Annotated in this window: 11 protein-coding genes, 1 pseudogene and 1 riboswitch; of the genes and pseudogenes, 2 read left to right on the top strand and 10 right to left on the bottom strand. The window is 68.2% G+C overall.

Annotation, left to right across the window (positions count from 1 at the left end; all coding sequences use genetic code 11):
• Nucleotides 1-343 precede the first annotated feature (343 nt).
• The gene (locus tag LXE91_RS05990) at nucleotides 344-1,423 is read right to left on the bottom strand and encodes an NAD(P)H-dependent flavin oxidoreductase (RefSeq protein WP_039346791.1); all 1,080 of its coding nucleotides are present in this window, start codon (nucleotides 1,421-1,423) and stop codon (nucleotides 344-346) included.
• A 223-nt stretch (nucleotides 1,424-1,646) separates the two neighbouring features.
• Between LXE91_RS05990 and LXE91_RS05985 the strand changes: the two genes are divergently transcribed.
• The gene (locus LXE91_RS05985) at nucleotides 1,647-2,339 is read left to right on the top strand and encodes a dienelactone hydrolase family protein (protein ID WP_039346793.1); all 693 of its coding nucleotides are present in this window, start codon (nucleotides 1,647-1,649) and stop codon (nucleotides 2,337-2,339) included.
• A gap of 82 nt (nucleotides 2,340-2,421) precedes the next feature.
• Nucleotides 2,422-3,900, top strand: coding sequence for an amidase (locus LXE91_RS05980; protein WP_039346858.1), 1,479 nt, complete (start codon nucleotides 2,422-2,424; stop codon nucleotides 3,898-3,900).
• A gap of 89 nt (nucleotides 3,901-3,989) precedes the next feature.
• Here the strand turns inward: LXE91_RS05980 and metF are convergent, their stop codons facing one another.
• The 9 genes and pseudogenes from metF to LXE91_RS05935 all read right to left on the bottom strand — a co-directional run bounded on the left by metF (nucleotide 3,990) and on the right by LXE91_RS05935 (nucleotide 14,416).
• Nucleotides 3,990-4,820, bottom strand: coding sequence for a methylenetetrahydrofolate reductase [NAD(P)H] (gene metF, locus LXE91_RS05975; RefSeq protein ID WP_039346795.1), 831 nt, complete (start codon nucleotides 4,818-4,820; stop codon nucleotides 3,990-3,992).
• 27 nt (nucleotides 4,821-4,847) lie between these two features.
• Nucleotides 4,848-5,201, bottom strand: coding sequence for a phage holin family protein (locus LXE91_RS05970; RefSeq protein WP_006477367.1), 354 nt, complete (start codon nucleotides 5,199-5,201; stop codon nucleotides 4,848-4,850).
• A gap of 160 nt (nucleotides 5,202-5,361) precedes the next feature.
• Nucleotides 5,362-6,780 carry an adenosylhomocysteinase gene (ahcY, locus tag LXE91_RS05965; RefSeq protein ID WP_039346797.1) on the bottom strand — a complete coding sequence of 473 codons (1,419 nt, stop codon included), beginning with the start codon at nucleotides 6,778-6,780 and terminating at the stop codon, nucleotides 5,362-5,364.
• Between the two features lie 32 nt (nucleotides 6,781-6,812).
• A riboswitch (S-adenosyl-L-homocysteine riboswitch) is annotated at nucleotides 6,813-6,928 on the bottom strand.
• Nucleotides 6,929-7,037: 109 nt separating this feature from the next.
• The gene (locus tag LXE91_RS05960; RefSeq protein WP_006484033.1) at nucleotides 7,038-7,772 is read right to left on the bottom strand and encodes an RNA polymerase sigma factor FliA; all 735 of its coding nucleotides are present in this window, start codon (nucleotides 7,770-7,772) and stop codon (nucleotides 7,038-7,040) included.
• A gap of 22 nt (nucleotides 7,773-7,794) precedes the next feature.
• A complete protein-coding gene (locus LXE91_RS05955) occupies nucleotides 7,795-8,637 on the bottom strand; it encodes a nucleotide-binding protein (protein ID WP_039346799.1) in 843 nt (280 codons plus the stop codon).
• Nucleotides 8,630-10,374: pseudogene (gene flhF / locus LXE91_RS05950) on the bottom strand (flagellar biosynthesis GTPase FlhF). The gene LXE91_RS05955 and the pseudogene flhF overlap by 8 nt, the downstream one beginning before the upstream one ends.
• Nucleotides 10,371-12,470 carry a flagellar biosynthesis protein FlhA gene (gene flhA / locus LXE91_RS05945; protein WP_039346804.1) on the bottom strand — a complete coding sequence of 700 codons (2,100 nt, stop codon included), beginning with the start codon at nucleotides 12,468-12,470 and terminating at the stop codon, nucleotides 10,371-10,373. Before flhA ends, flhF begins: the two are co-directional and overlap by 4 nt.
• Nucleotides 12,467-13,663, bottom strand: coding sequence for a flagellar biosynthesis protein FlhB (flhB, locus tag LXE91_RS05940; protein WP_039346806.1), 1,197 nt, complete (start codon nucleotides 13,661-13,663; stop codon nucleotides 12,467-12,469). The genes flhA and flhB overlap by 4 nt, the downstream gene beginning before the upstream one ends.
• Nucleotides 13,664-14,035: 372 nt before the next feature.
• Nucleotides 14,036-14,416: a DUF805 domain-containing protein gene (locus tag LXE91_RS05935; RefSeq protein WP_039346808.1), complete on the bottom strand. Its 381-nt coding sequence runs from the start codon at nucleotides 14,414-14,416 to the stop codon at nucleotides 14,036-14,038.
• Nucleotides 14,417-14,627: the final 211 nt, after the last annotated feature.

Genomic DNA, 14,627 nt, shown 5'->3' with positions numbered 1-14,627 from the left:
TGGACGATTCGCCGGTTGCATCGTTCATGCACTTGGCCTCAAGCACGTGAAAACCACCGCTTTTAGCGGCCGCCCGTCCGTACTTGCGCGCAAGTGTAGGTGATCAAATTAATTTGTGGGACTTTTTTGGGGTAGTGGTAACACTACCGATATGCGCACTTTGGAACGACTACTCGAGTATCGCTGCGAGCCCCGCCGGATAAGGGTTTCCGCTAATTCCGGACGACTTCCTGAAAGGTCGTTTCAAAACATTCCCGGGGCATTTCGATTCGGTATTTTGTGCCCGCGATCGTTGAATGAAACGCGCGTGACAACGCGCGTTTCGTCGTCGGATACGAACGATTCAGGCAGCCGCCGCACGCCATTCGGCATCGAGCGCGGCGACGAGCCGCGATGTCGTCAGCGCATCGCCGCGCCGCCGCGCGAGCGGTGCGCCCTGCCCGGCCCACAGCGACAGGTACTCGCCGTCGTTGGCACGCGCGGCGGCCTGGCGCAGCGGCTGCGTCAGCGCGTTCTGCACCGGGTACGGCGCGGCGTCGGCCACGCGTTCGCCGAGCCGGGCCATCAACGTGTTGCGCAGCCCGCGCGCGTGGCGGCCGGTGATCGCGCGCGTGACCTGCGTCGACGTGTCGGCGCTCGCGAGCAGGCGCGCCTTCCAGTCCGCCGCGATCGCGCTTTCCGTGCAGGTGAGGAACGCGGTGCCGAGCTGTGCGCCCTGCGCGCCGAGCGCAAGCGCGGCCGCGATCCCGCGGCCGTCCATGATGCCGCCCGCGGCGAGCACGGGCAGGCCGGTTGCGTCGACCAGTTGCGGCACGAGCGCGAGCGTGCCGATCAGCGCATCGTCGGCGCAACCGATGAACGTGCCGCGATGGCCACCCGCCTCGGCGCCCTGCGCGGACAGCGCGTCGGCGCCGGCCGCCTGCCACGCGAGGCCCTCGGCCACGTGCGTCGCCGTGCCGATCACGTAGGTGCCGGCCGCCTTCAGGCGCGCGACGTCGGCCGCATCGAGCACGCCGAACGTGAAGCTCGCGACGGGCACGCGCAACGCCACGAGTGCGTCGAGCTGCGCGCGGAAGTCGGGCGCGTAGCATGCGGGCGCGGTGCCCGGCGGCAACCCGAGCGCTGCATTCAGCGGGTCGATCGCGGCGAGCGCACGGGCGACGGTCGCCGCGTCGGGCGCGGCATCGGGCAGCACGAACAGGTTGACCGCGAACGGGCGATCGGTCGCCGCGCGGATGGCTTCGACTTCGGTCGCGAGGCGCTCGGGCGCGAACGCGGCGGCGCCGAGACTGCCGAGTGCGCCGGCATTCGACGCGGCGGCGACCATCGCGGTCGTGGTCGCGCCGACCATCGGCGCCTGCACGAGCGGCAGGCGCAGGCCGAAGCGTTCGGAAAAGGGCGTGGAGAACAGACGGGCAGACATGGCGAATCCTTCGATGACGATGCGCGAAAGCGCTTTGTAAAGGCCGGCGCATCGACTCTATCGAAGCGGCGCAGCGCCGAAAAATGAATAATCGAGATCGAAACGATCGCTGCGCGAGAAGCGGGCGCGTTCGCTGCAATGACACAGGATCGGTGGCACACTAGGCCGCCCTCTTTCACCCCGGGGCGCGCACCGCGCACCCCGTTCGCCAGGAGTTCAGAACGTGACTGCCCAATGGATCGACATCCCCGCCGGTAACGACAGCTTCGGCGGCTATCTCGCGCTGCCCAAGCGCGGCAAAGGCCCTGCCGTCATCATCATCCAGGAGATCTTCGGCGTGAACTCGCACATCCGCGCGGTCGCCGACCAGTACGCGTCCGACGGCTTCGTCGCGCTCGCGCCGGACGTATTCTGGCGCACGCAGCCGCGCGTCGAGCTGACCTACGAGGGCGCGGATCGCGACAAAGGCATCGAGCTGATGAAAAAGACCGACGTGGGTCTCGCGGTCGCGGATATCGGCGCGGCCGCCGATGCCTTGCGCGCGCGCCCGGAAGTGGCCGGCAAGATCGCCGCGATCGGCTACTGCTTCGGCGGCCAGCTCGCGTACCGCGCGGCCGCGACGGGCAAGATCGATGCGGCCGTGGCCTACTACGGCGGCGGCATCCAGAACGCGCTCGACCTCGCCGGCAAGATCACGCAGCCGATCCTGTTCCACTACGCTGAAGACGACCACGCCATCCCGCTCACGGCCGTCGACCAGGTGAAGGCCGCCTTCGCCGGCCACGGCGATGCGTCGTTCCACGTGTATCCGGGCGCCGAGCACGGCTTCAACTGCACGGACCGCGCGTCGTACAACCAGCGCGCGTCGGCGCTCGCGCACGGCCGCACGCTGACCTTCCTCGCCGAGCACCTCTAAAAACTGCCGGCCGCGGGCCCCCGCGTACCGGGCCCGCGTTATGCTGCTGTCATCGCCACGAGTCACAACGGGGATGACAGCGATGCATTCGGACTATCTCGCGCACGACGCGATCGGCCTTGCCGCACTGGTACGTGAACGCAAGGCGAGCCCGCGCGAACTGCTCGACGCCGCGATCGGCCAGGCCGAAGCGGTCAACGGCGCGATCAACGCGATCGTGCTGCAGGACTACGAAGCCGCACGCCAGCGTGCGGCCGCCACACCCGACGGCGGCGCCGGCGCGCCGTTCGCCGGCGTTCCCTATCTCGTGAAGGATCTCGGCGCGGCGGTCGCCGGACTGCCCCTGTCGATGGGTAGCCGGCACTACCGGTATTTCGTGCCCGCCGACGATTCGCCGGTGATCGCGCGCAGCCGCGCAGCCGGTCTCAACGTGTTCGGCAAGACCAACACGTCGGAGATCGGCCAGATGCCGTACACGGAACCCGAACTGTTCGGCGCATGCCGCAACCCGTGGAATCTCGATCACACGCCCGGCGGCTCGAGCGGCGGTGCGGCGGCGGCCGTCGCGGCCGGCATCGTGCCGATCGCGCATGCGTCCGACGGCGGCGGCTCGATCCGCATTCCGGCGTCGTGCTGCGGGCTGTTCGGCCTGAAGCCGAGCCGCAACCCGGTACTCGTCGACCTGCCGTCGAACGGCGAACTGGTCGTCCAGCATGCGGTCACGCGCAGCGTGCGCGACAGCGCGCTGCTGCTCGACGTGACGACCGGCCAGACCTTGCCGGCCGGCGCGCCCGGCACGTTCCTCGGCGAGCTCGACACGCCGCCCGGCTCGCTGCGGATCGGCCTCGTGCTCGACCCGATGCTCGCGCCGGCACTGGCCGACGACACGCGCGCGGCGCTCGACGACGCGGCCGCGCTGCTCGAATCGCTCGGCCACCATGTCGAGCCGGCGACGCTGCAGGTCAACTACGCGCGTGCGGCCGAAACCTTCGTCACGTTGTGGGCGACGATCGCCGAGGAGATGGTGCTCGGCGCGCGCGCGCTGACCGGCCGCACGCCGAAGCGTGGCGAATTCGAGGCCGCGACGTGGGCGATGGCCGTGGTCGGCCGGCGCCTTGCGCGCACGCGCCTGCCGGACGTGCTCGAATGGCAGCGCCAGCTCACCGTGCAGGTGGCCGGCCTCGTGTCGCGCTACGACGCGATCCTGTGTGCGTCGCTCGCGGGCCCGCCGGTGAAGATCGGCGAATTGCAGCCGACGCCGTTCGAAGCGGCGCAGATGAAGGTGCTCGGCGCGCTGCCGGTGAAGCCGCTGCTGAAGGAAATGCTCGCGAAGTCGTCGGAAAAGGCGTTCACGTGGGCCGGCTGCACCGAGCTGTTCAACCTGACCGGCCAGCCGGCGATGTCGGTGCCGCTCTACTGGAACGCGCGCGGGCTACCGATCGGCGTGCAGTTCGCCGCGCGTCACGCCGACGACGCGCTGCTGCTCCGGCTCGCCCGGCAGCTCGAACAGGCGCGGCCGTGGTTCGAGCGCCGCCCGCCGCTGATGCAGGCACAGCGCTGACGCACGCGGCCGCGCGCCGCCGTCAACGTAAAAAAAGCCCCGCCGGCACGGCCGGCGGGGCTTTGACGCACGCAATCGCGCGAGCGCGCTTACATGACGAGCCGTTCACAGATCGTCCGCGTCGCGGCCGCCGTGTTCAGCGTATAGAAATGCAGCCCGGGCACGCCCGCGTCGATCAGACGCTGGCACAGGCCCGTGACGACATCCGCGCCGAACGCGCGGATCGACTCGCGATCGTCGCCGAAGCTCTCGAGCCGGCGCGCGACCCAACGCGGCACTTCCGCCCCGCACATCTCGGAGAAGCGCATCAGCTGCGAGAAGTTCGTGATCGGCATGATGCCCGGCACGATCGGCACGTCCACACCCAGCTTGCGCGCATCGTCGACGAAGCGGAAATACGCGTCGGCGTTGAAGAAGTACTGCGTGATCGCGGAATTCGCGCCGGCTTTCACCTTGCGCGCGAAATTCTCGAGATCGGCCTTCGGCGAGCGCGCCTGCGGGTGGTACTCCGGATAGCCGGCAACCTCGATGTGGAACCAGTCGCCGTGCTCGGCGCGGATGAAGCTGACGAGCTCGGACGCGTAGCGCAGTTCGCCGACTTCGCCCATCCCCGACGGCAGGTCGCCGCGCAGCGCGACGATGTGGCGGATGCCGTACGAGCGGTACTGGTCGAGGATCGCGCGCAGGCTGTCGCGCGACGAACCGATGCACGACAGGTGCGGCGCGGCCTCGAGGCCGTCCTTCTGCATGTCGAGCACCGTATCGAGCGTGCCCTGCTGCGTCGAGCCGCCGGCGCCGAACGTGCAGGACACGAATTTCGGCTTCAGCGGCAGCAGCTGCGCACGCGTGGCGCGCAGCTTCTCGACGCCTTCCGCCGTCTTCGGCGGGAAGAATTCAAACGAGAGTTCGATCGTTTTCATGATTCTGAGGGAACAGGCCCGGGTGCCTCAGCCGATGTCGCGCTGACCGAAGATCAGGGCGGACAGCAGCCACGACACGATGCTGTACAGGATCGAACCGAAGAACGCGGACCAGAAGCCCGACACCTCGAAGCCCTTCAGCAGCGACGACGCGAACCAGAAGCACAACGCGTTCACGACGAGGATGAACACCCCGAGCGTGACGATCGTGACGGGCAGCGTCAGCAGGATCAGCACCGGACGGATCACCGTGTTGATCAGGCCGAGCACGACCGCGATGATCAGCGCCGTGCCGAAGCTCTTGATGTGGATCGACGGCACGAGGTACGTGATGATCAGCAGCGCGAGCGCGTTGATGACCCAGGTGAGGATGACGCTCATGGAGTGCTCCGGTTCGGTTGTCGATCGGTACGATCAGTGGCCGCCGCCGGCCGCCGCGGGTGCCCGAAGGCGCGCCGCGGCAGCCAGCGATCCCGCGCCGTGCCGCCGTACCGGGTGCGCGAGTGACGTGCGCACGGCACCGCGGCAGCGGCGCACCGGATCAGTAGCGGTAGTGGTTCGGCTTGAACGGGCCGTCCTTCTGCACGCCGATGTACGAAGCCTGCTCGTCCGACAGCACGGACAGGTTCGCGCCGATGCGCGCCAGGTGCAGGCGTGCGACCTTTTCATCGAGGTGCTTCGGCAGCACGTACACCTTGTTCTCGTACTCGTTGCCGCGCACGAACAGCTCGATCTGCGCGAGCGTCTGGTTCGCGAACGAGTTCGACATCACGAACGACGGGTGGCCGGTCGCGCAGCCGAGGTTCACGAGGCGACCTTCCGCCAGCAGGATCACACGCTTGCCGTCCGGGAAGATGATGTGGTCGACCTGCGGCTTGATGTTTTCCCACTGGTACTGGCGGGTGGACGCGACGTCGATTTCCGAGTCGAAGTGACCGATGTTGCAGACGATCGCGTTGTGGCGCATCGCCTTCATGTGATCGTGGTTGATCACGTGGTAGTTGCCGGTGGCCGTCACGAAGATGTCGGCCTTGTCGGCCGCGTATTCCATCGTCACGACGCGGTAGCCTTCCATCGCCGCCTGCAGTGCGCAGATCGGGTCGATTTCGGTGACCCACACGGTCGCGCCCAGGCCGCGCAGCGATTGCGCGCAGCCCTTGCCCACGTCGCCGTAGCCCGCGACGACCGCGACCTTGCCCGCGATCATCACGTCGGTCGCGCGCTTGATGCCGTCGACCAGCGATTCACGGCAGCCGTACAGGTTGTCGAACTTCGACTTCGTGACCGAATCGTTCACGTTGAACGCCGGGAACGGCAGGCGGCCGTCCTTTTCCATCTGGTACAGGCGGTGCACGCCGGTCGTGGTTTCTTCGGTCACGCCCTTGATGTGCGCGAGGCGCGTCGAGTACCAGGTCGGGTCGGCGTCGAGATGCTTCGCGATCGACTTGTACAGCGCGACTTCTTCCTCGTTGGTCGGCTTCGCGATCACCGAACGGTCCTTCTCGGCCTTCGCGCCGAGGATCAGCAGCAGCGTTGCGTCGCCGCCGTCGTCCAGGATCATGTTCGCGAATTCGCCGTTCGGCCATTCGAAGATGCGGTGCGAGAATTCCCAGTATTCGTCGAGCGATTCGCCCTTGAACGCGAACACCGGCGTGCCGGCTTCGACGATCGCGGCAGCAGCGTGGTCCTGCGTCGAGAAGATGTTGCACGAGGCCCAGCGGACGTCCGCGCCGAGCGCCTTCAGCGTCTCGATCAGCACGCCCGTCTGGATCGTCATGTGCAGCGAACCGGCAATGCGCGCGCCCTTCAGCGGCTGCTGTGCCTTGTATTCGTCACGGATCTGCACGAGGCCCGGCATTTCGGTCTCGGCGATGTTCAGTTCCTTGCGGCCCCAGCCGGCCAGCGCCATGTCGGCGACGACGTAATCGTGGGTAGCTTTGGAATCGATAATGGCGTTCATCACGCCCTCCTTTCTAAAAAGTTTCTAGATTGGTGACGTGAGCGCCGTTCAGGAAGCGGGGCCGAAGCGGTTGTGCCGCACGGCTGCTTGGTGAAGCCTTCCGAGCCTGGCGGACACAGAGTGGTCCGTCGCAACGCTCCTCGGAAAGCGGAGAGGATTGTAGCAAATCGGCGCGCTGAATGCGCAAGCACGGCGCACATACGGTGCGTACCCGGCACAAGCGCGCGCCGTCGGCGCGCGTGGCCGTCAGGAAAGGGTCAGGACTCCGCGCCGACCCACGCCTGTTCGCGCAGCCGTGCGCGCAAGCGCGCGACGGCCTGGCTGTGCAGCTGGCACACGCGCGATTCGCTTACTTCGAGCACCGCGCCGATCTCGCGCAGATTCAGACCCCGTTCGTAATACAGCGACATCAGCAGCTTCTCGCGCTCCGGCAGGCGCTCGATCGCCTCGACGAGCGCTTCGCGCAGGTGCTCGTCGAGCAGCGCCGACAGCGGATCGGCGTGATCGACGCGATAGCGGTCGAGGAACGGCTCGTCGTCGGCCGCGCGGTCGAAATCCTCGTAGTAGATCAGCTGGCTGCCGTGCAGGTCCTGCAGCATCCCCTGGTATTCGTCGAGCGGCATGTTCAGGTGCTGCGCGATCTCGGTCTCGCTCGCCGAGCGGCCGAGATGCTGCTCGACCTGGTGCACCGCGTGCTCGACCTCGCGCGACGTCTTGCGCAGGCTGCGCGGCAGCCAGTCGTTGCTGCGCAGTTCGTCGAGCATCGCACCGCGGATACGCTGGGTCGCGTAGGTCTCGAACTGCGCGCCCTGGTCCTCCTTGTAGCGGCCGGCCGCGTCCATCAGGCCGATCATGCCGGCCTGGATCAGGTCGTCGAGGTCGACGCTCGCCGGCATCTTCGCGACGAGCTGCAGCCCGAGGCGTCGCACGAGCGGCGCATACTGCGCGAGCACGTCGGCCTGGGACATCTTTCCTTGAGCGTTGTACATCATGGCTCTCTCCTTCCGATGGCGCTCACGCGGCGTGTGCCGCGCCCGCCTCATACGACGGCTTGCCGCCCGCGTGCACGGCGCGGCCCGCACCCGCACCCGCACCCGCACCCGAACCCGAACCCGGGCGCATCGGCCAGTACAGCAGGTCGGCGGCGATCTGCCGGTAGTCCCGCGCGGCGGGCGACGACGGGAACGCGTCGACCGCGGCGCGCGTCAGCTCGCGTGCATGCTCGACGAGCGGATCGGCGCTCACGCAGCCCGCGTCGGCGATCGACACGGTCAGGTAGCGGCTCGCGACGCCCGCGAGGTTGTCGAACGCGACCTTCGCGTCCGCATGACTGCCGACGTGATTGGTCAGCACGCGGAACTGCGCGAACGCATGCGCGAAATGCAGCCGCTTCATGTATGCATACGCCTCGGTGATCGCCTGTGCGGCGACCCGCGTGACGACCAGCACGTCGTGCGCTTCGCGTGCGAGCGCCGATAACGAGCCGTCGGCGCCGAGCTGCGCGTCGACGAGGACGATGTCGGCCGGCCCGTCGATGAAATCGCTCAGCTGCGCATCGGTGTAGCCGGTACGCGCGAGCCGCGCCGCGGCGCACAGGCCGAAGCCGGCCGCGACCCGCATGCGCTCGCCGTCGCGCAGCCACGCGCCCGCCAGCGTCGCGCTGGCCGAATGCACGTCGGCTCGCTCGTCGACGACGAGCACATCCTTGCCGAGCGACGCGAGCGCCGCCGCCAGGTTCACGACGGTGGACGTGCAGCCGACACCCGCCGGCCCGCCCGCCACCGCGACGATGCGTGATGCGCGCCCGGCCAGCAGGCGCCGCAGCCCTTCGGCCTGGTCGATGATTCGTTTATCCAAATCGCACCTCGTGAAGCTCGGCGGTGGAACGTGCGGTCAGTGCGGAAAGCAGCGTCGGCATGTCCTCGTCTTGCGGCACGAAGGGCGAGCCGTCGCGCGGGACACAGAACGCGCTCTTCAGCAGGAATTTGGTCGAGGCGACGTACAGGTTCTCCGGCACTTTCTGGCCGGTCGACACGTAGTGGATCGGCAGCTTGTAGCGGATCACCGTGTCGAGCACGCCGCCGAGGTGGGTCGCCTCGTCGAGCTTCGTGAGGATGCAGCCGGCCAGGTCCGGATGCTCGCCCGCGCTGCGGTACGCCTGCACGACTTCGTTGAGCGTGTCGCCGTGGCTCGTCGCGTTGAGCAGCAGCAGGCGCTGCACCGGCGCGTTCGCGCCGTGCAGCATCGCGATCTGGTCGGATACCGCGCGGTCGCGCTGGCTCATGCCGATCGTGTCGATCAGCACGATGTGCTTGTTGCGCAGCTCGGACAGCGCGAGCGCGAGGTCGCCCGCATCCTTCACCGCGTGCACCGGCACGCCGAGGATCTTGCCGAAGATGCGCAGTTGCTCGTGGCCACCGATCCGGTAGCTGTCGGTGGTCAGCAGCGCGACCTTGCTCGCGCCGAAGCGCATCACGCAGCGTGCGGCCAGCTTCGCGGTGGTGGTCGTCTTGCCGACGCCCGTCGGCCCCATCAGCGCGAACACGCCGCCGCGCTCCATCAGCGCATCTTCGCTGTCGAGCACCGGCAGGTTCGACGCGAGCACCGACTGCGCCCATTCGGCGGCCTGTTCGAAGGTCTGCGCGCCGTCGCCGGCCGGCATGTTGTCGACCAGCATCCGCACGAGCTGCGCGGAGAAACCGGCCGCGAACAGGTGCTTCGTCAGCGCGCCGTGCACGGCGCTGCGACGCTGGCGGTCGTGCCACATCAGGCTGTCGAACTGCTCCGCCATCATCCCGCGCAGTTCGCCGAGCTCCTGCATCACCGTATCGTTGACGATCCGCTCGATGCGCGACTTCACGGCGTCGGCCACCGCGGCGGCCGCGTCGGCGGACAGGCGCGTGCGCTCGGCCGCCTTCGCGGCATGCGCGGCGCTCGGGTTCGTGTCGGGCGCACGGGTGGCGGCGGCCGGCATCCGGCGTTCGGCGTCGCGCACGATGTCGCGTGCCCAGTTGGGCGGCGTCGCGCTCGCGGCGGCCTGCGGGGCAGGCGCGCTCGCTTGCGGCGCGGCTGGCGTCGCCTGCGCACGCGCTATCAGCGCGTCGCGCTGCTGCGTCAGGCGCTTCGCGTGCTCGACGAGCCACGGCGCGGGTTCGGAGGCGGCGGCCGGAGCGGGAGCGGCGGAAGACGGCGCTGCCGCGGCCGGCGCTTCGTCATCGATCGCCGAAGGTTGCGCCGTCGCCTCGTCCGCGTCGGCGCTTGCGCCGAACACCGACGAGAACACATCCGGCAGCCCGCCTTCGCCTGCTGCATACGGATTGACCGTCGGGCGGCCCAGCGCCGCGCCCGGGCGCGACACGATGCCCGGCACGGCGGCAGCCGGCACCGATTCCGGCATGCGCGACGCAGCGATGCGCGGGCGCGCCGCGGCCGGCGGCGTCACGGCGGCCGGTCCGAATCCGCCAGGGCGACGATTTCCACGCTGCCGTCATCGAGCGTGCGGTTCGACAGCACGACCGCGTCGGCGCCGAGCGCCTCGCGCACGAGACGAAGTGCGTCGCGGCTCGTTGCGCCGGTGAATTTGCGAATGTTCAAGCGGAACCCCCGATGACGTTAACGACTTTGATCGTGCGTGTGTCCGGCACTTCGGCATACGACAGCACTTTCAATTGCGGCAGGCTGCGGCGCAGGAAACGCGCGAGCATCGCGCGCAGCGCGTGCTGCACCAGCAGCACGGGCGGCAGCCCGAGATTCTGTTGACGCAGCATCGCCTGTTGCGTGCCGGTCAGAAGGTTGTGCGCGAGGCCGGGTTCGAGGCCCGGGTTCGCGCCGGTGGCGAGCGCCTGCGACAGCACGCGCTCGAGATTCGAGTCGAGGCCCATCACCTGCATCTCGCCGGCACCCGGATACCACTGCTGCGTGATCGCGCGGCCGAGCGACAGCCGCACCGCGGCCGTGATCTCGAACGCATCGCCGCGGCCCGCATGTTCGGACACGGCTTCGAGGATCGTGCGCATGTCGCGGATCGGCACGCCTTCCTCGAGCAGGTTCTGCAGCACTTTCTGCAGCGTCGTCAGCGAAATCGTCTTCGGCACGAGGTCCTCGACGAGCGACGGCGCGTCCTTGCCGGTGTGCTCGACGAGCGACTGCACCTCCTGGCGGCCGAGCAACTCGGCCGCGTGCTGGACGACCAGATGGTTCAGGTGCGTCGCGACGACCGTGCTCGCGTCGACCACCGTATAGCCGTACACCTGCGCCTGTTCGCGCATCGCGACGTCGATCCACACGGCCGGCAGCCCGAACGCGGGATCCTGCGTGACGGCGCCCGGCAGCGCAGCCGTCACCTGGCCCGGGTTGATCGCGAGCCACTGGCCCGGGAACACTTCGCCGACGCCGATCTCGACGCCCTTCAGCGCGATCCGGTACGCGTTCGGCCGCAGCTCGAGGTTGTCGCGGATATGGATCACCGGCGGCAGGAAGCCGATTTCCTGCGCGAATTTCTTGCGGATGCTCTTGATGCGCTTGAGCAGTTCGCCGTCGCTGTTCTTGTCGACGAGCGGGATCAGGCGGTAGCCCACTTCCAGCCCGAGCGGGTCGATCAGCTGCACGTCGTCCCAGGTCGCCTCGTGGCTGTCCGACGGCAGCACCGCGGGCGGCGCGATGTCGGTCAGGTCGCCGGCCGCCTTGCGGGCCGCTGCGCGCTTGGTCTGCGTGCGGGCCAGCCAGATCGCGCCGCCGCCGAGTGCGAGGAACGCGAAGTGCGGCATGCCCGGGATCAGCCCCATCAGCACGATGATCGCGCCGGTGATGTTCAGCACGCGCGGGTTCGTGAACAGCTGGCCGGTGATCTGCGTGCCGATGTCCTCGTCGGTCGCGACGCGCGACACGATCACGCCGGCCGCGGTCGAGATCACCAGCGACGGGATCTGCGCGACGAGGCCGTCGCCGATGGTCAGCAGCGTGTAGTTGGTGCCGGCCGCGGCAAACGACATGTCGTGCTGGACCATCCCGACGATCAGCCCGCCGATCACGTTGATCGCCATGATGATCAGGCCGGCGATCGCGTCGCCGCGCACGAACTTCGACGCGCCGTCCATCGACCCGTAGAACTCGGCTTCCTGCGACACGGCCAGGCGGCGCTTGCGCGCCTGCTCTTCGTTGATGAGGCCCGCGTTCAGGTCGGCGTCGATCGCCATCTGCTTGCCGGGCATCGCGTCGAGCGTGAAGCGCGCGGACACTTCGGCGATCCGCCCCGCGCCCTTCGTGATCACCATGAAGTTGATGATCATCAGGATCACGAACACGACGATGCCGACCGCGAAGTTGCCGCCGACCAGGAAGTGGCCGAACGCCTCGATCACCTGGCCGGCCGCGTCCGGGCCCGTGTGGCCTTCGAGCAGCACGACGCGCGTCGATGCGACGTTCAGCGACAGGCGCAACAGCGTCGAGAACAGCAGCACGCTCGGGAACGCCGCGAAGTCGAGCGGCTTCATCGTGTACATGCTGACGAGCAGCACCATCACGGACAGCGCGATGTTGAACGTGAACAGCAGATCCAGCAGCATCGGCGGCAGCGGCAGGATCATCATCCCCAGGATCATGCAGATGAGGATCGGGCCCGCGAGCGCGCGCAGGTTGGTACCCGCGAGCACGTTCGGACGCTTCGCGAACAGGCCGGTCGGGGTGCTCATGCCGTGCCTCCCTTGCCGAGCGTGTCTTCCTGTTCTTCGCGCTCGTCTTCGGCGGACACCGACGCGCCCTTGTCGAGCTCGGCCGGCACTTCCAGATCGACCGGCATCGCCGGGAACGCGCCGCCTTCCGAACGGAAGCGCTTGAGCTGGTAGACCCACGCGAGCACTTCGGCGACGGCCGAGTACAGCGAGCCGGGAATCTCGCGTTCGAGTTCGACGTTGTGATACAGCGCACGCGCGAGCGGCGGCGCTTCGAGCAGCGGCACGTTGTGTTCGGCCGCGAGTTCGCGGATGCGCGCGGCGACGAGGTTCACACCTTTCGCGACGACCTTCGGCGCGCGCATCTCGCCGTCCGTGTATTGCAGCGCGACGGCGAAGTGCGTCGGGTTCGTCACGACCACGTCGGCCTTCGGCACGGCCGCCATCATCCGGCGGCGCGCGATCGCACGCTGCTGCTGGCGGATCCGCCCCTTCACGTGCGGATCGCCTTCGTTCTCGCGATGCTCGCGCTTCACTTCTTCCTTCGTCATGCGCAACTTCTTGTTGTACTGCCAGATTTGGTAAGGCACATCGAGGGCGGCAACCACCAGCATCCCGGCAACCGTCGTGCCGCAACACACGGCGATGAGGTGCATCGCGTCGGGCACCGCCACGCGGAGCGGCTGCGTCGCGAGAGCAAGCAGCTCGTCCTTGCTGCGCCAGATCGCGATGCCGCCGATCCCGCCGACGACCAGCGTCTTCGCGAACGACATCCCGAGCTGGATCGGCCCCTGGATCGAGAAAATCCGGCCGAGGCCCGAGATCGGGTTCAGGCGGTCGAACTTCAGCTCGAACGTCTTCGACGAGATCAGCCAGCCGCCGAGCGCCATCGGCGCGAGCAGCGCGGCGACGCCGGTGAGCGCGAGGATCGGCAACAGCGCGGCGAAGCCTTCGAGGCTCGCGCTGCCGGCCGCCGACAGCATCCGGTTCGTGTCGAAGGCGATCGCGCGATCGAACGTGAACGCGCCGCGCAGCATCGCCTGCAGATGCCCACCCGTCGGGCCCGCGAGCAGCCACGCGCCGTAGAACCCGGCCGCGAGCAGCGCGAACGAAGCCAGCTCGCGCGAACGCGCGACCTGCCCCTCCTCACGCGCCTTCTCGAGGCGCCTGGGAGTGGCGGCTTCGGTCTTGTCGAGATCGCTCTCGTCTGCCACGGGGCCTCCAGTCGGGTACGGCGGAATGCCGCTTTCCAGTGACACCGATTATTCATGGAGGCGTCAAACGCCGATCGGTCGAGCAAAGCCGGGAAAGGGGGGTATTTCGGGGAATCGGGAGAGCCGGCGCGAACGGGGCCGGACGGGGGACGGAACGGTGTACGGCGCGGCGGAAAAACGTGCCGATCGGTGCGAATCGGCGCGACACGCGGGGGCCGGCGCCGGACGGAGCGACGACGACGTGAAGCGGGGAAAAGGCGAAGAAGCGGTGAAGAAGCGGCGAGGAAACGCTGAAGCAGTGAAGCGACGCAGCGGATGCGGCGCGAGATCGGGCCCCGACGCAGCGGCGTCGCGCGTCGGGGCAGGCGTCGGTCAGGCCGCCACGATCGGGTCCGCGCCGAAGCGGTTCGGACCTTCGGTGCCGCGCGAGCACATCCACACGAGCAGCAGGATGCCGCCGACGATCGGGATCAGCGCGAGCAGCAGAAACCAGCCCGAGCGGCCCGTATCGTGCAGCCGCCGCACGCTGACCGCGATGCTCGGAATGATCAGCGCCAGCGAAACCAGAGCGATCACGGCGAGCAGCAGCAGCGTGATCAGGCCAGCGTCGCGGCCGGCCGCGCCGATGACCTGCGCGGCGATCGACAGCACGCAGGTCAGCAGCGCGAAATACCAGTATTCGGCACGACGCGCACGGCCTTCGAATGTCGCGTATTTATTGAGTGCGGAACGAACGGCTTCGGAAAAATTCATTTTATTACCCTCATGTTTTATATAGACGACCCCGGAAACAACGCCGGCATTATATGTTTGAATGTCGCCGGACTCCATCCCTTTTCGCATACCGGGTAGTGCGCGCACCGGCCGTCTCGCGGGCCCGCGCCACGCTGGAATGGCGTGGAAATGGCGGCAACAGCGGAATGCGGCGCCATCGGCTTGCATGCCGCGTCATTTTAATAATCTT

Source organism: Burkholderia contaminans, assembly GCF_029633825.1.
GTDB classification, from domain to species: domain Bacteria; phylum Pseudomonadota; class Gammaproteobacteria; order Burkholderiales; family Burkholderiaceae; genus Burkholderia; species Burkholderia contaminans.
This window is presented reverse-complemented; position numbering and strand designations above follow the sequence as displayed.